Raw genomic sequence first — 18,537 nt, forward strand, 5'->3', positions numbered from 1 at the left:
TACTTTATCGAACAGGCTTTTATACAGGGACGTTGTTTGAAACCGCAGAGCGTATAGGGATAACTCTTTTGAAATCAAGAGCCAGCGTACCAAGCGATTACTTGCACTAAAGGTCGTTCATTCACATCTGACCCATAAGGATATGGGAAATGTCTTGAGATGTAGGGAACATCTCTGACCATGTGATCACGACGTTCGTATATCCCTATACAGCACCTGCTGCAAGCAATATATACCAATGATGCTTTGGTACTTAGCACACGTACTAAGTACCACACTTACCAAACACCCAATCGGCCCAATGAACCGATAAAAGATATTTGAAACTTGTTATCCGACAAGTAGGCCAAAACTGGCTATCAAAAAATATCCAAAAACCTATGATATAGCATCCCTGCCGCCAACATGGGCGATCTGAATGTTGGCCCGCCGGGGAAGGTCATATGCTGTATCTTATCGAAGATATCGAATCGTCCAGCCTGGGCCGATAACGCTTCAGCGATGAGTTTTGCCGCCATATGGGTGGCGTTGACGCCATGGCCGGAATAGGCCTGTGCATACATGATGTTCGGGCAATCCGGAATACGGCCGATTTGAGGGAGCCTGTTGGCTCCTATGCCTATCATGCCTCCCCACTCGAAATCGATTTTGACTCCCTTAAGCTGCGGGAAAACCTTTTCGAGATTAGGGCGCAGTGCAGCCTCGATATCTTTGGGATCTTTGCCTGAATAGGTACACAGGCCACCGAAAAGCAGGCGGTTATCTTCTGACAGGTGGAAGTAGTCGAGATCGATACGCATATCGGCGAAGGCCATATCCTGAGGAATGATATCTTTGCACTGTTCATCACTAAGGGGCTCGGTGGCCAGCAGGTAACTGCCCGCCGGTAGTACCTTGCCCCCGACATAGCCGTCGAGTTGATGACCTATATAGGCGTTGCCCGCCAGCACCAAGTACTGACAGTTCACTTCACCATGTTCTGTGATGACTTTAGGCTTATCTCCCTTGATAATCTTCTGTGCTGCGCTGTATTCAAACATCTTTACCCCCAGCTCCCTGGCGACACGGGCTTCGCCAAGGGCTAAGTTTAAGGGGTGCAGATGGCCGCTATTCATATCGACCAGCGCCCCCTCATAGCAGTTCGAGCCTATGACCCGACCCATATCCTTTTTTTCTAACAGGGTGAAGCCTTCGCCTCGTCCCTGAGAGACAAGATCGTCGAAGTCTTGCTTTAACTCCTTCATATGGCGTGGACGCATGGCCAGATCGCAATAACCCATCTGTAGGTTACAGTCGATGTTATGCTCGGCAACGCGTTGTCTGACGATATCCACCGCCTCGAAACCCATTTGATTTATGGCACTGACACCTTCATCGCCAATCACATTTCTGAACTGTTCAATATTATGACCGATACCACGAATAAGCTCACCGCCATTTCTACCTGATGCTCCCCAGCCGATACGCTTTGCTTCCAGTAGTGCAACGGAAAAACCTTTCTGCGCCAGTTCGATAGCCGTGTTAATACCGCTGAAACCACCACCGACGACACAGACATCCACATCGATTCGCTCCCTGAGTTGTGGATGCTCATAGAGCTCTTTTGCCGTGTTTAAATAGTATGATGACGGATACATGTCACTGTGTACTGGACTCTTGGCTTGCATCATCTCTCCAAATTATAATTGTTGTTATTGAGTATTCATGGCCAGGAATTAATGGGACCTAAGACGGTATACTTTCGCTCTGAGTCATATATAATTCACGGGTGTTGATTATATTTAACATGCTTTTTTGTTTGATACAAATTACTATGTAATATAATTTGAACACTTTAATCAATATTGTGATTTTAACAGGAGAGATGCATTTGGATATTGGAACTAGCCTTAAGGCTGTCCGTAAACTAAAAGGCCTTTCGCAACGAGAACTTGCGAAAAGAGCCGGAGTGACCAATAGCACTATCTCTATGATTGAGAAGAACAGTGTGAGCCCGTCGGTAAGCTCCTTGAAAAAAGTGTTATCGGGGCTGCCTATGTCCCTGGTGGACTTTTTTTCTATGGAAGATAGCGGTGGCAGCGAGCAAAAAGTGGTGTATCGCAGCGACGAACTTCTCGATATCGGTGATGGCAATTTAGATTATAAGCTGGTGGGCAGAGATTACCCTAACAGGGCGATGTCTGTAATGAGCGAGACCTATCCACCAGGCTCCGATACCGGTGAAGAGATGCTCAAACATGAAGGCGAAGAGGCGGCCATGGTTATCGAAGGTAAGTTTGAGCTGACCGTAGGTGAAGAGGTGTTTATTCTCGAAGCCGGAGACAGTTATTACTTTAACAGCGAGACCCCTCATAGATTCAGAAATCCGTTCGATGAAAACTGCCGTATCGTTAGCGCGACAACGCCTGCAAACTTTTAATAGTCCTGAACGGCTTTGTTTAGCAGCCCTGAGCGGCTTTTTGTTACAGTCTTGAACGGCTTTGTTTAACAGTCTTGAACGGCTTTATTTAATAGTCTTGAACGGCTTTGTTTAATCGTTCTAATCGGATCTCTTTTTAAACTTAATATTGTAAAGCTTCAACCAGAGTCCGGCTTTAAGCCGGAAGCTTTCTTAATCCAAAAGCTTTATTCATTCGACAAAAGCGTTCCGGTTTGTGGCGTTACGGGCGAATAATTTCTGTTGCCACTCTCTGTTGCCATCTGGTTATCCTTCTCCTTTTTTAAACCCTGCTAGTTCCTGTTTCTCGTGCTCTCCCGACTCCCCATTGTGCTGTTTCTCGAACAGGCTTTAAATTTACTCACCTCATTTTAGTATTTTATGCTGTTTTTCATCGGAAAACGCTCTATTTAAACCCATGTATCCGGGGTTTTTCTCTATTTTAGAATTTATCTATGTAAATAATATTGGTCAATGTCAACTGTTTTTTGTGATGTTTGTCATGGTCTGAAACTCGGGCGATTTTTGTCTGTTGGGAAAGAATTAACGAGCTGATGGTAACTGTAATATTTTGTTTGTTGGTCTATCTTGTTGATTTATAGTGTTGTTTGATTTTCGTTTTTATGATTTTAAATTGTATTTATATCTCCTCTTGCCTGTGTTCAATTTTCAGTGTAGTGTTTGAAAAAGTGAACAGAAGGTTAAAGAGTGTTCACATATAAGAACTCATATACGTACTCTTATAAGAACTCATATAAAAACAAAAATTATAAAAATAAAATATAACCAAATAGGTGATTTATGTCGGATGCAGGGCTTGCTGTCATTGGGGTGACGGCGTGCAACCAGGAGTTAGGCTTACATCCTTTTAATATAGTGGGCGAGAAGTACCTTCTTGCTATTGCTGATGCGACCAAGGGTTGGCCTTTGGTTATTCCCGCGCTGGGTCACTGCCCGAGTGAGCTTATTTTGCCTCGCTTGGACGGTATTTTGTTTACCGGTTCTCCCTCAAATATCGAGCCACATCACTTTCAAGGTGAAGCAAGCGAAGCTGACACTCATCATGATCCCAAGCGAGACGCGACGACTCTTCCTCTGTTAAAAGCGGCGATAGAGGCAGGTATCCCTGTCTTGGCAATCTGCCGTGGGTTTCAAGAGATGAACGTCGTGTATGGCGGAAGCCTACATCAAAAATTGCATCAAGTGGGCGGCTTTATCGAACACCGCGAAGATAAAAGTACGGCTGTCGAGGTGCAATATGGGATCTCCCATGAGGTACAGATAGAACCTGGAGGACTGCTTCACGACGCATGGGGCCGTAGCTCTGCAGAGGTTAACTCTGTGCATACTCAAGGCGTAGATCGCCTCGGAGTTGGGTTACGGCCAGAAGCATATGCACCAGATGGTTTAGTAGAGGCTTTCTCTATTAAAGAAGCAAAGAATTTTGCGCTGGGCGTGCAGTGGCATCCTGAATGGAAGGTACTGAATAACGCTTTCTATACCTCTATTTTTAATGCTTTCAGTGATGCCTGTGAGCGCCGAGCAAAGAGACGAGTGAGATAAAAATGAAGAAGTTAACTGCTTATTTAAACGAACACAAGATTACCGAAGTTGAGTGTGTGATCAGCGATATGACCGGTATTGCCAGAGGTAAGATCGCCCCTGTCGCCAAGTTTATCGATGAAAAAGGGATGCGCATGCCTGAAAGCGTCCTGTTGCAGACGGTGACCGGCGATTACGTCGAAGATGAACCCTATGATGCACTCTTGGATAGTGCCGATATCGATTTTGTCTGTGTTCCCGATGAGAATGCTGTCTTTCAGCTGCCTTGGACTATCGAGGCTACCGCTCAAGTCATCCATGATACTTACGACAAGATGGGTAACCCTATCGAATTGTCACCTCGAAATCTGCTGAAGAAAGTCTTGAAACTCTATGAAGATAAAGGCTGGAAGCCAGTCGTTGCGCCTGAGATGGAGTTTTATCTCACTCGTCGTAACGAAGATCCGGATCAGCCACTTATCCCACCGGTTGGACGCTCCGGACGTCAAGAGTCGGGCAGACAATCATTCTCGATAGATGCGGCAAATGAGTACGATCCTCTGTTTGAAGATATGTACGATTGGTGTGAAGTGCAGGGATTGGATATCGATACGTTAATCCATGAAGAGGGCACTGCCCAGATGGAGATTAACTTCAGCCACGGCGATGCACTCTCTATGGCGGATCAGGTCTTCGTTTTCAAGCGTACGCTCAAAGAAGCCGCACTTAAGCATGGTGTCTGTGCCACCTTTATGGCTAAGCCTGTCGCAGATGAGCCGGGCAGCGCGATGCACCTGCATCAGAGTATTGTCGATGTGAAGTCAGGGCAGAACATCTTCTCGATGAAAGACGGCACTAAGAGTCCGCTCTTCTTCAGTTATATCGGTGGATTACAGAAATTCATCCCGGAACTCTTGCCTCTGTTAGCCCCGAATGTGAACTCATTCAGACGTTTCCTACCCGGCACATCGGCACCGATTAACCTGGAGTGGGGGGAAGAGAACCGTACCTGTGGCCTGCGTATTCCTGAGTCTTCACCGCAGAACCTTCGCGTCGAAAACCGTATTGCCGGCGCCGATTCGAACAGTTATCTGTCGATCGCATCGAGCCTGTTATGTGGCTATATCGGTATGGTCGAAGATGTAAAACCCTCGACGCCGGTTCAGGGAAGAGCCAACGAGTCACGTCAGAGTATAAGTCTTCCTCTGACATTAGAGGAAGCGTTAGGTGTTATGTCTGAAAGCGTTGCCTGTCGGGAATATCTGGGTGAAGCATTTACCATGGGTTATATCGCGGTGAAGCAGGCAGATCTTGCCAGCTATAAACGCGTGATCAGTTCATGGGAGCGAGAGTACCTGTTACTCACCGTCTGATTTTCTGAGGGAGCATGGTTGTCGTGCTCCCTCATATTGAAGGTTAAAGAGTAAAGAGAGTGTGACTGACGATTCAATTGGGGTTGGATCGCCAGGTTGATAATTGGAGGGATTTTTAGATTTCGTATCGGGATGCTTGTTGCCATTTATACGAGTGCACAAGGATACGTTAGCTGTAGAGCAGTAGCAGACTGCCGATGCGGTTTTAAGGTGTAGCATTGGTTAAAAATTAAAACTAAATCCGGATATTACCGGTAACACAATGACAGACAGCGGTGATGTGACTCACGGCTGCTACGCTAAATCAAGGAGATAGCATGAAGCTTTTAAAGAAGATGACGACAATAGCACTATTGGGTGCGGGTGTGTTGGCAAGCACTAATCTAATGGCACAAGAGGAGGTTCGGGTCTATAACTGGTCCGATTATATCGCCGAAGATACGTTGGCTAATTTTGAAAAAGAGACCGGCATTCGTGTGGTTTATGATGTGTTTGACAGTAATGAGGTCGTGGAAGCTAAGTTACTTTCTGGCCGCTCCGGCTATGATATTGTCGTCCCCTCTAATAGCTTCCTGGCTAAGCAAATTAAAGCCGGCGCATTTCAGAAGCTGGACTCAAACCTTCTGCCTAACCATAAAAACCTGAATTCAGATCTGATGACTCAGCTTCAAACTGCCGATCCGGGTAACCAATATGCCGTTCCTTATCTTTGGGGAACAAATGGTATCGGTTATAACGAGGCGAAAGTGAAAGAGGTGTTGGGTGAAGATGCACCTGTCGACTCTTTAGAGCTTATCTTTAACCCTAAGTATGCTTCAAAGCTCTCTAAGTGTGGTCTGTCGTTCCTCGATTCTGCCGATGAGATGGTACCGATGGCGCTTATCTATCTGGGCCTGGATCCTAACAGCAGCAAGAAGGATGATTTTAAGCGTGCGGGTGAAGTGTTAGAAGCCATTCGTCCACATATCACCTATTTCCACTCATCGCGTTACATCACAGATCTTGCCAATGGCGATCTCTGTGTAGCAGTAGGTTATTCAGGCGATATCTTGCAGGCTGCAACCCGTGCAGAAGAAGCTGAAAACGGCCATGTTATCGGTTACTCGATACCAAAAGAGGGCGCAAATCTCTGGTTTGATATGTTGGCCATTCCCGCCGATGCCGCTAACGTGAGCAATGCTCATACCTTTATCAACTATCTGCTTCGTCCTGAGGTGATAGCCCCTATCTCGAACTATGTCTCTTATGCCAATCCTAATGCTGCGGCTCAAGACTTGGTCGATGACGAGATCCGTAACGACCCGGGTATCTATCCGACTGATGAGGTATTGAAGCGTCTTTATGTGGGTGAGGTTCGTGCCTTAAAGGCACAAAGAGCACTGACCCGAGTCTGGACTAAGGTCAAATCAGGTTACTAACACTCCTCGAGGGGCAAGTCACTCTTGCCCTTGTTTCACCTTTCAACACGTTTAAATTGCCGTAGGTGCCTGTAGATGAGGCGCCTTTTGTGGAGAAGTTATATGGCTAGTACCTCGGGCGTCACCAATAAACCAACAACAAAGACGCATGGAAAAGTCCTGCTTAAGATTGAGCGGGTCAGTAAATTATTCGATGAAGTTCGCGCCGTCGATGATGTTTCATTAAGCATCAATCAGGGGGAGATCTTTGCGTTATTAGGCGGTTCAGGTTCCGGTAAGTCGACACTGCTGCGCATATTGGCTGGATTTGAAAAGCCCTCAGAGGGCCGCATTTATCTGGACGGTGAAGACATTACCGATATGCCACCCCACAAACGTCCAATCAACATGATGTTTCAATCCTATGCCCTGTTCCCCCATATGTCGGTGGAACAAAATATCGCATTTGGTTTGAAGCAGGATAAATTGCCTAAGGATGAGATAGCCGCCCGTGTTAAAGAGATGCTTAAGCTGGTGCATATGGAGCAGTATGCCAAGCGTAAGCCGGCTCAGCTCTCCGGAGGTCAGCGTCAACGTGTCGCCTTAGCCCGTTCGCTGGCGAAGCGTCCTAAGTTACTCTTGCTCGATGAGCCGATGGGGGCATTGGATAAGAAGCTGCGAACTCAGATGCAGTTAGAGGTGGTCGATATTCTTGAAGAGGTGGGGGTTACCTGTGTGATGGTGACGCACGATCAAGAAGAGGCGATGACCATGGCCGAACGCATTTCTATCATGAACGAGGGCTGGATAGCCCAAACCGGCTCTCCTATGGATATCTATGAGAGTCCGTCATCTCGAATGGTGGCCGAGTTTATCGGGTCTGTTAACCTGTTCGAAGGTGAGATTGTTGTCGATGAAGCGGATCATGCCATCATCGAGTCCCCAAGATTGGAACAGCAATTCTATATTGGTCACGGCGTATCGACCAACGTGGAAGATAAGAAGGTCTGGTTAGCCGTGAGACCCGAAAAAGCCCGCATCAGTCGTGAACAACCGCAAAATGAATATAACTGGTGTCGCGGTGAGGTTGAGGATATTGCCTACCTTGGCGGCATCTCTGTCTATTATATCCGCCTCGCTAACGATCAGGTTATTCAGTCGGTGATGACTAACCGGGATAGACGCTCCGATCCTCCGACATGGAAAGATAAGGTCTTCATCAGTTGGGAGGCCACCAGCGGTGTGGTCCTCAGATCATAGGAGGAGATACCATGAAAAAACCATTGAAGTTTAGATTGCCAAAAGGCCAATGCTGGACGATAGGAGTGCCCTATTTCTGGTTATTACTCTTCTTCGCTCTGCCATTCGCTATCGTTCTGAAAATTAGTTTTTCGACGGCCGCCATCTCCATTCCGCCCTATGAGTCACTGTTCAGTTTCGCCGATGAATCTCTGCAGATCCTGCTGAACATAGGTAATTACCTGCTCATTTTTGATGACAGCCTCTACATCTATGCTTATCTTGGCTCATTGAAGATGGCCTGTATAACGACCTTAGGCTGCCTCTTGATTGGCTATCCTATGGCTTATGCGATTGCCAGGGCGCCGAAACAACAGCAAACCTTGCTGATCCTCTTAGTGATGTTGCCCTCCTGGACCTCTTTTCTTATTCGGGTTTACGCCTGGATGGGGATCTTGAGCAATAACGGCTTGATTAATAATCTGCTGCTCTGGTTGGGGGTTATCTCCGAGCCGATTCAGATGCTGAACACTAATTTTGCGGTCTATATCGGCATCATCTATAGCTACCTTCCGTTTATGATCTTGCCTCTGTATGCCACGCTTTCTCAGCTCGATGGCAGCCTGTTAGAGGCGGCATCGGATCTGGGATCGAGAAGTATGAATACGTTTTGGAAGGTCACCCTTCCCCTGTCTAAAGGGGGCGTGATTGCCGGTTCTATGTTGGTCTTTATTCCTGTGGTCGGTGAGTTTGTTATTCCTGAACTGCTCGGTGGTCCGGATTCTCTTATGATAGGTAAGGTGTTATGGCAGGAGTTCTTCAATAACCGGGATTGGCCGGTCGCATCTGCGCTTGCCATCGTGATGTTGGGTCTGTTGATTATTCCGATAACCTTATTTCACCGTTATCAGTCCAGAAGTATGGAGAAAGACGCATGAGTAGCCTAAAGGATAAGTTAAGTTTTTCTACCATCATGCTTTGGGCTGGAATGTTCTTCCTCTACGTTCCTATGTTTATCTTAATCTTCTACTCATTTAACGAGTCGAAATTGGTGACGGTGTGGGGCGGGTTCTCCGCTAAATGGTACGGTGAGCTGTTTCGTGATCAGCAGATATTAGATGCGGTGTGGACCAGTTTACGGGTGGCATTTTTTGCCTCATCGATGGCTGTGATACTCGGGACTATGGCGGCATTTGTGATGACTCGGTTCTCCCGCTCATGGGGCAAGACGACACTGTCGAGCATGATCACTGCGCCACTGGTTATGCCTGAGGTGATCACGGGTTTGTCACTGCTGTTGCTGTTTGTGCATATGGCCGACACCTTTGGATGGCCAGCCGAACGGGGAATGTTGACGGTATGGCTTGCGCATTCGACATTCTGCGCCGCTTACGTAGCCGTGGTGGTCTCGGCGCGCCTTCGGGAGTTGGATCAATCCATCGAGGAAGCGGCTCAAGATCTGGGGGCGACCCCGCTTAAGACGTTTTTCTTTATCACAGTTCCTATGATCTCCCCCTCTTTGATGGCGGGTTGGTTACTCTCATTTAGCCTCTCATTGGATGACTTAGTGATAGCCAGCTTTACATCGGGACCGGGCGCGACGACCCTGCCTATGGTGGTGTTCTCCTCCGTTCGTATGGGGGTTTCACCTAAGATTAATGCCTTGGCGACGCTGATTATTTTAACCGTTTCCCTGATTGCATTTATCTCCTGGTACTTCGCTCGTCGAAGTGACAAGAAGAGCCTTCCGCCAGCCATGTAACGGGCTTAGAGGGTGAGAAATAAGTTCAGTAAGAGTAAAGAAGTGTGTCGTCATATGAACAGTAATGGTTCGGCACACTTATCCATATAACTTGGTCTCAATAGCAAAGCCTCAGGTAAGAAGATAGAGGCAGACTGTATGGCCAAACAGATAAGAAGGTAGGGCAGAGAAATGAGCAGTGTACCTCACGCAGAATCCTATTATGCAGCTTCAGCAAACGATAAAGTTGAACGTCCTCAATTGGCAGACAATGTTGAGGCCGATATTTGTATCATAGGCGCCGGTTATACCGGGTTATCGACGGCGATACACCTGTTGGAGCTTGGCTTTAGTGTCACAGTACTGGAAGCCGCGCGTATTGGTTGGGGCGCATCGGGCCGCAACGGTGGTCAGATAGTGAATAGCTTCAGTCGTGATATTGACTCGATTGAAAAAACCGTAGGTAAAGAGAGCGGCAAGTTGTTTGGCGAGATGGCATTTGAAGGCTCGCGCATCATCAAAGAATTGATCCACAAGTATAATATTCAGTGCGATCTTAAAGAAGGTGGTGTATTTGCTGCGATAAACCCCAAGCAGATGGGCCATCTCGAGGCGCAAAAAGCGCTGTGGGAGAAGCACGGCCATATGGGGCATCTCGAGCTACTCGATGGGAAAGGGATCCGTTCCGTCGTCGACTCTGAGCGCTATGTCGGTGGACTGCTCGACAAGAGTGGCGGACATATTCACCCACTCAATCTCGCCTTAGGGGAGGCTCATGCGGTCGAGTCATTGGGCGGCAAGATATTTGAAGACTCGGCGGTGATTAAGGTCGAGCAGGGGGATAACCCGGTCGTACACACGGCTAAAGGTTCGGTAAAAGCTAAGTTTGTGGTGGTGGCTGGTAATGCCTACCTCAATGGCCTGATGCCACAACTGCAGGCTAAGTCTATGCCTTGTGGCACACAGGTGGTGACCACTGAGCCGCTCAGTGATGAATTGGCGGCGAGCTTGTTACCTCAGGATTATTGTGTCGAGGATTGTAACTATCTGCTCGATTATTTCAGGCTGTCGGGTGATAAGCGCCTCATCTATGGTGGTGGGGTGGTATACGGTGCGCGGGATCCTGCCGATATAGAAGCCATAATCCGCCCTAAGATGTTGGAGACCTTCCCTCAACTTAAAGATGTGAAGATAGATTACACCTGGACGGGGAATTTCCTGCTGACCCTGTCACGCCTGCCACAGGTGGGTCGTATTGGTGATAACGTCTACTATTCACAGGGCTGCAGCGGACATGGCGTGACCTATACTCATCTGGCGGGCAAAATATTGGCCGAGGCGATACATGGACAGGCGACCCGGTTCGATGCCTTTGCCAGCCTGCCTCATTATCCGTTCCCCGGCGGACATATGTTCAAGATCCCCTTCAGTGCCATAGGTGCTTGGTACTACACCATGAGGGATAGACTGGGGATCTGATAACCCCTTGCCTCTGTCATCATTAATCTGCCTCGAATCCCAGTCGAGGCAGATTCTTCCGTTAAAAATATCGAAAGTTGGTTTATTTCAAACTTAAGAGTTTATTCATATAGATGGCACTTGTTCCTGAGCCTGCTACTTTTAATACTGACACAAGATAATCCCTCACTTTTTCGTAAGTTAATTGGCCTGAACTTATCTGGCTTGAATTTATCTGGTTTGAATAAAGTATTCTCTTGGAGAAACCGATGAAACATCTGCCCATCAGTACCAAGTTACTCTGGATCACCTCAGCGCTGTTTCTGGCGATTGTGACTATTTTATCCGTCACCTTGTGGTGGGCCTTGAGCAGCAAGAACGCTGAGATTGCCAATGAGGTGCAGGAAGTTCTCCATCAGGAGACCAGAGCGAAACTGGAAGCCAGAGCCGGTGAGTATGGTGAGATGATTGCGGGGTTTATTAATGAAGCTTACCGCATCCCATATTCGTTTGCGGCAACGATTGAGCAGTCTTCGGGTACAGAGCATTTAACCCGGGAAGGGTTAGAGGTCAGTGTCGCTGCCGTGTTAAAGAAGAATAGTCAGCTGTCATCTATGTATGCACAATTTGAAGCCAATGGTTTCGATGGTAATGACGCTCAATACCTCTCTGGAACGAGCCACAGTGTGGCGGGGGCGGGGAGTTTAGAGCTGTATTTCGTGCGTAATGATGACGGCAGTGTCACTCAGGAGGCGGTGGATGATGCCGCGGAGAAGTATGTCACGACGCTGAATGAGTTCGGTATTCGCGAAGCGGAATGGTATCTGTGCGCCAAAGACAGTAAGCGACCCTGTTTGATGGAGCCCTATCTGTATGAAGTCACACCGGGTCATAACGCCTTGATGACTTCGCTGACGGTACCTGTAATGAAAGATGGGAAATTTACCGGATTAGTGGGCGCCGATCTTAACCTGCCTATATTTCAAAAATTGATAAAAGAGCTATCGGGGGAACTGTATCAAGGCAAGGCTAAGGTGACACTACTGAGCAGCAAGGGGTTAATCGTTGCGGCGAGTCACTATGACAAGATGGCGAGACCAGTAAAGGAGGCGATGAGTGCCGATCTGGCCGGGCAATTGCGGAATCTCCACAAGGGGGAGAGGTATTTCGAAAATGACGTTGAGATCGCGGTCGCCTATCCCATCGATATTCCGCTGTCTGGCAGTACCTGGTCGCTGGTGATTGAGGTACCCAGAGAGGAGGCATTTAAGACCGCCATGGCGCTTAATGATCAGATGCAGGCGATGGCCCAATCATTGGGAAGTCTGCAGCTCACATTAGGCGCGGTCGTGTCTGTTATTGCCGTTTTCAGTATCTGGCTGGTGATCCGCAGCATCATATCACCACTGAGGATGATCCAATCCAGAGTCGAAAACCTTGCCAGTGCGGAGGGGGACTTGACTCAATCTATCGAGGTCGAGTCACATGCCGAATTGATAGCCTTAGGCAAAGGGTTTAATGCATTTCTCACTAAACTCAGGTTATTAATCGTCGAGCTAAAACAGTTGGCAAGCCAGTCACAACAGGAAAGCCTGACCGTTGCAAATATTGCGCAGCAAACCCGAGACAGTGTCAATGGTCAATACGGTGAGATTGAAAGTGTGGTTACTGCGGTGAATCAGATGAGCGCTACGGCACTGGAAGTGGCTAAAGCCTCGGAGCAGACCGCGATGGAAACCGATGCGATGTCGCAGAATGTGAAGCAGAGTGAGCATAGCCTGATGACGGCCATGGAGTGTGTGACCACTATGTCTGAAGAGTCTCTACAGGCTAAAGAGGCGGTAGGTCGAGTCTCTACAAGCAGCGATAATATCAGCTCAATCGTTGAGGTTATCCGCTCAATCGCTGAACAGACAAACTTACTCGCACTTAATGCCGCCATCGAGGCCGCCAGAGCCGGCGAACAGGGACGGGGCTTCGCGGTAGTTGCCGACGAAGTGAGAGCCTTGGCGTCGAAGACACAGACATCGACAGACGACATTACTCAGTTGATCAGCTCGTTGCAGATGGAGGTGAGTAGTGCCTCTGATGTGATAGACAGTGGTGCAGTAAAAGCCCAGCAGGCCGTGGCTCAAACAGAGGAGGCGCTGGCTTCGATCAACGCCATGGTGGCACAGATAGATGAGGTCTCGAGCCAGGTTACCCATATCGCCACTGCAGCTGAGGAGCAAAGTGCCGTCACCGAAGAGGTGAATAAGAATATAACCGGGATCTCTGATTCCGCATCCGATCTCGCCAGGCTTGCCGGTGAAGCGCTGGATAGCAGTACTAATCTGGCCGATTTAGTGAAGTCACAGCATGAGCAGCTGGGTCGATTGAAGACTTAAGCTTGATTCTGTACAAGGCTGGAAAATAACAAAAAAACCTTCTTTGTTGGTGATTATGATGTACATTAAACATACAGGAAAACTTTACTCTCATTAAACAAGTCTGTCATTAACTAAGTCTGTCATTAACCAAGGTTGTTACTTTGAAAAAAACAGATACTTCCCACTACCGACACTTTCTCAAAGTGGTTGACTGCCAACAAGCCTGCCCTGCCCACACGCCGGTGCCCGAATATATTCGTCTGATTGCCGACAGAAAATACACTCAAGCCTATATGCTCAACTGGGAATCAAATGTCTTTCCCGGTATTTTGGGACGGGTCTGTGACCGTCCCTGTGAGCCTGCATGTCGTCGGGGACGTGTCGAAGACGATCCGGTGGCTATCTGCCGTTTGAAGCGTGTCGCGGCAGATTATAAGGGGGAGATACAAGCTCTGTTGCCGGAGATCCCCCGAACGAAGAACGGTAAACATATCGCCCTGATCGGTGCCGGTCCCGCCTCACTAACGGTCGCCCGGGATCTACTGCCGCTGGGTTACAAGATCACACTATTCGAACGTGATCTCCAGGCTGGTGGCATGATGCGAAGCCAAATTCCGGCGTTTCGCCTACCGGAAGCCGTTCTCGATGAAGAGCTGGATTTGATTCTGCAAATGGGACTCAAGGTTCGCTTTGGCGTTGCCATAGATAGCATGAAATCCATGCTTGAGGAGATATTTGATGTGGTCTTTGTGGGGACCGGGGCGCCGAAAGGTCGGGATGTCAGAATCCCGGGTCGCCAGGAGGCAAAGGAGCATCTGACTCTGGGGATTGACTGGTTAGCCAGCGTTGCCTTTGGCCACACCCGTAGTATCGGCGAGCGGGTTATTGTTCTGGGGGGAGGTAATACAGCCATGGACTGCTGTAGAACCGCTAAACGCCTGGGGGGCAAACAGGTAAAGGTGGTGGTACGTTCGACTTTTGATGCGATGAAGGCTTCTCCCTGGGAGAAAAGCGATGCCGGCGAGGAAGGAATAGAGATAATCCCAAATCACACGCCCATAGAGTTCGTCATGGAAGCGGGGGAGTTTAAGGGCGTGCTATTCGAGGAACTTAACTCCAGTTATGACGAGAAGGGGAAGCGTACGCTGACTCCAACGGGCAATACTGTGATGATGGAGTGCGATGATGTCTTGATCGCAATAGGACAGGATACCGCCTTCCCCTGGATAGAGCGTGATATTGGAATTGAATTCAATGAATGGCAACAGCCGGTGCTCGATGAGGCTTCATTGCAATCGAGCTTACCTACGGTCTTTTTTGGTGGCGATGCCGCCTTTGGCCCAAAAAATATCATTACCGCAGTGGCTCACGGACACAAGGCTGCCATCTCAATCGACCTGCTATGTCATGGTAAAGATCCTGTCTTAGAAAGACCTGTCAGTGATTTCAACCTTGTCAGTCAGAAGATGGGTATTCATGAATGGAGTTATCACAATAAGATAAAGCTGGATTCACGCTATCCGGTGCCGCGTCTCGATTGGCAGGAGGCGATAGAGAAACTGACGAGTGAGGTCGAATTAGGCTATGACGAGAAGCTTGCTCTTGACGAAGCCCACCGTTGTTTTAACTGCGATGTTCATACCATCTTCAGTGAAGATATCTGTATCGAATGCTCCGCCTGTGAAGATGTCTGCCCGGTGGACTGCATTAACTTTATCCCGGCTCACGCAGAGGATACAGAGGTAAGAGACCCCATAGTCGTGAACAGGCTCAGGGTCAGTGATATTAACCCTGAGCAGGAACTTTTTGTGTCAGCCCCACTGAAGACGGGCCATCTGATGATCAAGGATGAAGATGTGTGTCTTCATTGTGGATTGTGTGCAGAGCGCTGTCCTACTGGAGCCTGGGACATGAAAAAATTCATATTAAACAATGTAAAGGCAGCGATCGAATGACCCGATGTGAATCAATTAACGAATTTGTGGTGCGCTTTGCCAACACTAATGGCACAGGATCTGCCAGCGCTAACAACATGTTCGCCAAGGCCATCATGCGAATGGGGCTTCCGGTAAGTGCTAAGAATATCTTCCCATCTAACATTCAAGGTATGCCCACCTGGTTCGAGGTTAGGATCAGTGAGAAAGGCTATCTGGGGCGTCGCGGCGGCGCGCCAGAGATGGTGGTGGCCATGAATGCTCAGACCCTGAGTGAAGATATCGACTCGGTGCGCGCCGGTGGTTATCTGCTGTATGACTCAAGTAGCATGTTACCTCAGCGTCTGGAGCGAGAGGATATTACCTTCTTGGGGATGCCAATCTCCGAGATCTGCCGCACCGAGTACAGCGATCAACGGCAGCGACAGCTCTTTAAGAATGTGATCTACGTAGGCGCTATGGCTGCTCTATTGGGCCTCGACTTTCAGGTGCTCAGGCAGTTGGTGTCGGAACAGTTTAAGGGAAAAGATAAGCTTATCCGTCCAAACCTGTATGCCCTGGAGCTTGGTTTTCAATTTGCGGCTAAACAGTTTAGTTGTCCGTTAGCCATACACCTCGAACGCAGGGAGCTGGTGGGCGACAAAATTATGGTCGACGGTAACACGGCCTGCGCTCTGGGGGCGGTTTATGGCGGTGCCACTGTTGTTGGTTGGTATCCCATCACCCCCTCTACCTCTGTTATCGAGAAGTTTTCCTCATATTGCCAGCGCTTGCGCATCGACCCTGCCAGCGGTCAAAAAAATTACGCCATAGTACAAGCAGAAGATGAAACCGCGGCCATCGGAGTTGCCTTGGGAGCCGGTTGGAATGGGGCAAGGGCATTCACCGCCACCAGTGGCCCCGGGATCTCACTGATGACCGAGTTTTTAGGGTTGGCCTATTTTGCCGAAGTCCCTCTGGTGCTTATCGATGTACAGAGGGCTGGACCTTCGACCGGCATGCCGACCCGTACCCAGCAGTCAGATATGTTGACCTGTGCCTATGCCTCTCACGGCGATAGTAAGCAGGTACTCTTAATCCCATCGTCGCCATATGAATGTTTCGAGTTTAGCGCACTGGCATTCGATCTCGCCGACAGGCTACAGACGCCAATCATAGTGATGACAGATCTCGATACCGGCATGAATCATCATCTGAGTCGTCCCTTCGGGTGGGATGATGCTCATAAATACGATCCGGGTAAGGTACTCGATGCCGGGGCGCTGGACGAAGTTGCCGCCTTCGCTCGTTACGCCGACATCGATGGCGATGGGATCTGCTATCGCACCCTGCCGGGAACCCACCCTAAGAAGGGCGCCTTCTTTACCCGAGGTACTTCAAAAAATAAGTTGGCTGGGTATTCTGAGAAGACTGAAGATTACACCAATAATATGGAGCGCCTGGCCCATAAATTTGCCACCGCAGCCACACTTCTGCCCGAGCCCGTGATTCAACTTAATGCTAAGCCTGCATCTGTTGGGTTAGTTTTCTACGGCTCGACGCTGGAAGCGATTCCTGAAGCTGTAGCGCTGCTAGCCGAGCAGGGGGTAAAAGCCAATACCATGCGTGTCAGAGGATTTCCATTCTGTGCGCAGGTGCTCGACTTTATCGATAGTCATGAGCGGGTGTTTGTTATCGAACAGAACAGAGACGGACAGCTCAGGACGCTACTATGCAATGAGTTGATGATAGACCCGGCGGCTATGACACCGGTACTTCATTACGATGGCTTAGCCATTACGGGTGAGTTTATTGCCGATTCTGTGGAGGAACAGTTGTCGGCGCAAACCAACCGAGTGGCAGGTTAAAAGTCGCAGGGAAATTGAAAGTGATTGGGTATAGAAGAGCTCTTGGATTAACAGCAATGGAAAGGGATTAAAAGAATGAGTTATCGAAAGCCCCAGTTCAGACATCCACGTCTGGAGGTGAACGATCTAGGTTTAACTCACAGGGATTATGAGGGAGCCCTCTCGACCTTGTGTGCTGGTTGCGGACACGATGCCATCACCGCCGCGGTGACGCAGGCCTGCGCCGAGTTATCACTCCCGCCTCATCGGATTGCAAAAATATCCGGCATTGGCTGCTCCTCCAAGGCGCCTAACTACTTCCTCAATCACGCACATGGGTTTAATACCGTACATGGCCGTATGCCGTCGGTGGCAACAGGTGCGAATATGGCGAACCGAGATCTGATCTATCTGGGGATGTCGGGCGACGGAGACAGTGCGTCTATCGGCTTTGGTCAGTTCGCCCATGTGGTTCGCAGACGACTCAATATGCTCTACATGGTTGCCAATAATGGTGTCTATGGTTTGACTAAGGGGCAACTTGCCGCGACGGCGGAGCAGGGGATGAAAAATAAGGCTGGAGAGGCCAGTCTGTTTACCGATATCGACCTGTGCGTCAGTGCGCTGCAGTTTGGCGCCACCTTTGTTGCTCGCAGTTTTTCCGGTGATAAGGCTCAACTCGTGCCCCTTATTAAGGCGGCGATAAGCCATAAGGGCTTCGCCTTTATCGATATCATCTCCCCCTGCGTCACCTTCAATAACAACCCTGATTCGACTCGCTCCTATGACTATGTCCATGACCATATAGTCACGGCGGCGGTCGCCGATTTTGTGCCGGTGAAACAGGAGATCCGCTGTGAGAATGGTGATGCCGATAGCGAAGATATCTGTTTACATGACGGTTCTATATTACGCCTGTCCCGGATCCAGCCTGATTATGACGCCCATGATCGTCTGCACGCTATGGCCAGAATTGAACAGGTGAAGGCCGAAGGTAAGATATTAACGGGGTTAATGTATATAGATCCGGAAGCCGATGATTATCATGAAATTAACCAGACTACCGATACCCCTCTCAACGCCCTGAAGCAGGAGACACTCTGCCCGGGGAATCATGTATTACAGACCATAAATGAGAGCTTCAGATAAGCTTCATACTAGTTGAAGTTAGCAACAATCGAGGCAGAACCAAATGCTACTGGCTAGGAGTTGGGAAGGCCT

The 18,537-nt window shown here is 48.8% G+C and carries 13 protein-coding genes; 12 read left to right on the forward strand and 1 reads right to left on the reverse strand.

Translation table 11 applies throughout. The annotated features are described in order from the left end of the window. Positions 1–359 precede the first annotated feature (359 nt). Complete coding sequence (locus SSED_RS05435; RefSeq protein WP_012141404.1) at positions 360–1,667, reverse strand: NAD(P)/FAD-dependent oxidoreductase; 1,308 nt, start codon at positions 1,665–1,667, stop codon at positions 360–362. A gap of 203 nt (positions 1,668–1,870) precedes the next feature. Here SSED_RS05435 and SSED_RS05440 point away from each other — a divergent pair, with 203 nt between their 5' ends. The 12 genes from SSED_RS05440 to SSED_RS05495 all read left to right on the forward strand — a co-directional run bounded on the left by SSED_RS05440 (position 1,871) and on the right by SSED_RS05495 (position 18,465). Continuing rightward, on the forward strand, positions 1,871–2,419 hold the full coding sequence (locus SSED_RS05440) for a cupin domain-containing protein (protein WP_041421992.1): 549 nt from the start codon (positions 1,871–1,873) through the stop codon (positions 2,417–2,419). A gap of 819 nt (positions 2,420–3,238) precedes the next feature. Further along, positions 3,239–4,000, forward strand: a complete 762-nt coding sequence (locus SSED_RS05445) for a gamma-glutamyl-gamma-aminobutyrate hydrolase family protein (protein WP_012141406.1) — start codon at positions 3,239–3,241, stop codon at positions 3,998–4,000. A gap of 2 nt (positions 4,001–4,002) precedes the next feature. Then, entirely contained in the window at positions 4,003–5,352 is a 1,350-nt protein-coding gene (locus tag SSED_RS05450; RefSeq protein ID WP_012141407.1) for a glutamine synthetase family protein, read from the forward strand. A gap of 317 nt (positions 5,353–5,669) precedes the next feature. After that, complete coding sequence (locus SSED_RS05455; protein WP_012141408.1) at positions 5,670–6,770, forward strand: polyamine ABC transporter substrate-binding protein; 1,101 nt, start codon at positions 5,670–5,672, stop codon at positions 6,768–6,770. Between the two features lie 102 nt (positions 6,771–6,872). Next, positions 6,873–8,009 carry a polyamine ABC transporter ATP-binding protein gene (potA, locus tag SSED_RS05460; RefSeq protein ID WP_041421557.1) on the forward strand — a complete coding sequence of 379 codons (1,137 nt, stop codon included), beginning with the start codon at positions 6,873–6,875 and terminating at the stop codon, positions 8,007–8,009. An 11-nt stretch (positions 8,010–8,020) separates the two neighbouring features. Further along, on the forward strand, positions 8,021–8,926 hold the full coding sequence (locus SSED_RS05465) for an ABC transporter permease subunit (RefSeq protein WP_012141410.1): 906 nt from the start codon (positions 8,021–8,023) through the stop codon (positions 8,924–8,926). Then, complete coding sequence (locus SSED_RS05470; protein ID WP_012141411.1) at positions 8,923–9,750, forward strand: ABC transporter permease subunit; 828 nt, start codon at positions 8,923–8,925, stop codon at positions 9,748–9,750. Before SSED_RS05465 ends, SSED_RS05470 begins: the two co-directional genes overlap by 4 nt. Before the next feature lie 171 nt (positions 9,751–9,921). Further along, positions 9,922–11,208 carry an NAD(P)/FAD-dependent oxidoreductase gene (locus SSED_RS05475; RefSeq protein WP_012141412.1) on the forward strand — a complete coding sequence of 429 codons (1,287 nt, stop codon included), beginning with the start codon at positions 9,922–9,924 and terminating at the stop codon, positions 11,206–11,208. Between the two features lie 248 nt (positions 11,209–11,456). After that, the gene (locus SSED_RS05480; protein WP_012141413.1) at positions 11,457–13,574 is read left to right on the forward strand and encodes a methyl-accepting chemotaxis protein; all 2,118 of its coding nucleotides are present in this window, start codon (positions 11,457–11,459) and stop codon (positions 13,572–13,574) included. Between the two features lie 143 nt (positions 13,575–13,717). Continuing rightward, positions 13,718–15,511: an FAD-dependent oxidoreductase gene (locus SSED_RS05485; protein WP_012141414.1), complete on the forward strand. Its 1,794-nt coding sequence runs from the start codon at positions 13,718–13,720 to the stop codon at positions 15,509–15,511. Further along, positions 15,508–17,337 (forward strand): 2-oxoacid:acceptor oxidoreductase subunit alpha, encoded by a 1,830-nt coding sequence (locus tag SSED_RS05490; RefSeq protein WP_012141415.1) that lies wholly within the window; start codon positions 15,508–15,510, stop codon positions 17,335–17,337. Before SSED_RS05485 ends, SSED_RS05490 begins: the two co-directional genes overlap by 4 nt. Positions 17,338–17,412: 75 nt before the next feature. Continuing rightward, positions 17,413–18,465: a 2-oxoacid:ferredoxin oxidoreductase subunit beta gene (locus tag SSED_RS05495; protein WP_012141416.1), complete on the forward strand. Its 1,053-nt coding sequence runs from the start codon at positions 17,413–17,415 to the stop codon at positions 18,463–18,465. The last annotated feature ends 72 nt before the right edge of the window (positions 18,466–18,537 follow it).

This window comes from Shewanella sediminis HAW-EB3, assembly GCF_000018025.1.
In the GTDB taxonomy this organism is placed as follows: Bacteria; Pseudomonadota; Gammaproteobacteria; order Enterobacterales; family Shewanellaceae; genus Shewanella; species Shewanella sediminis.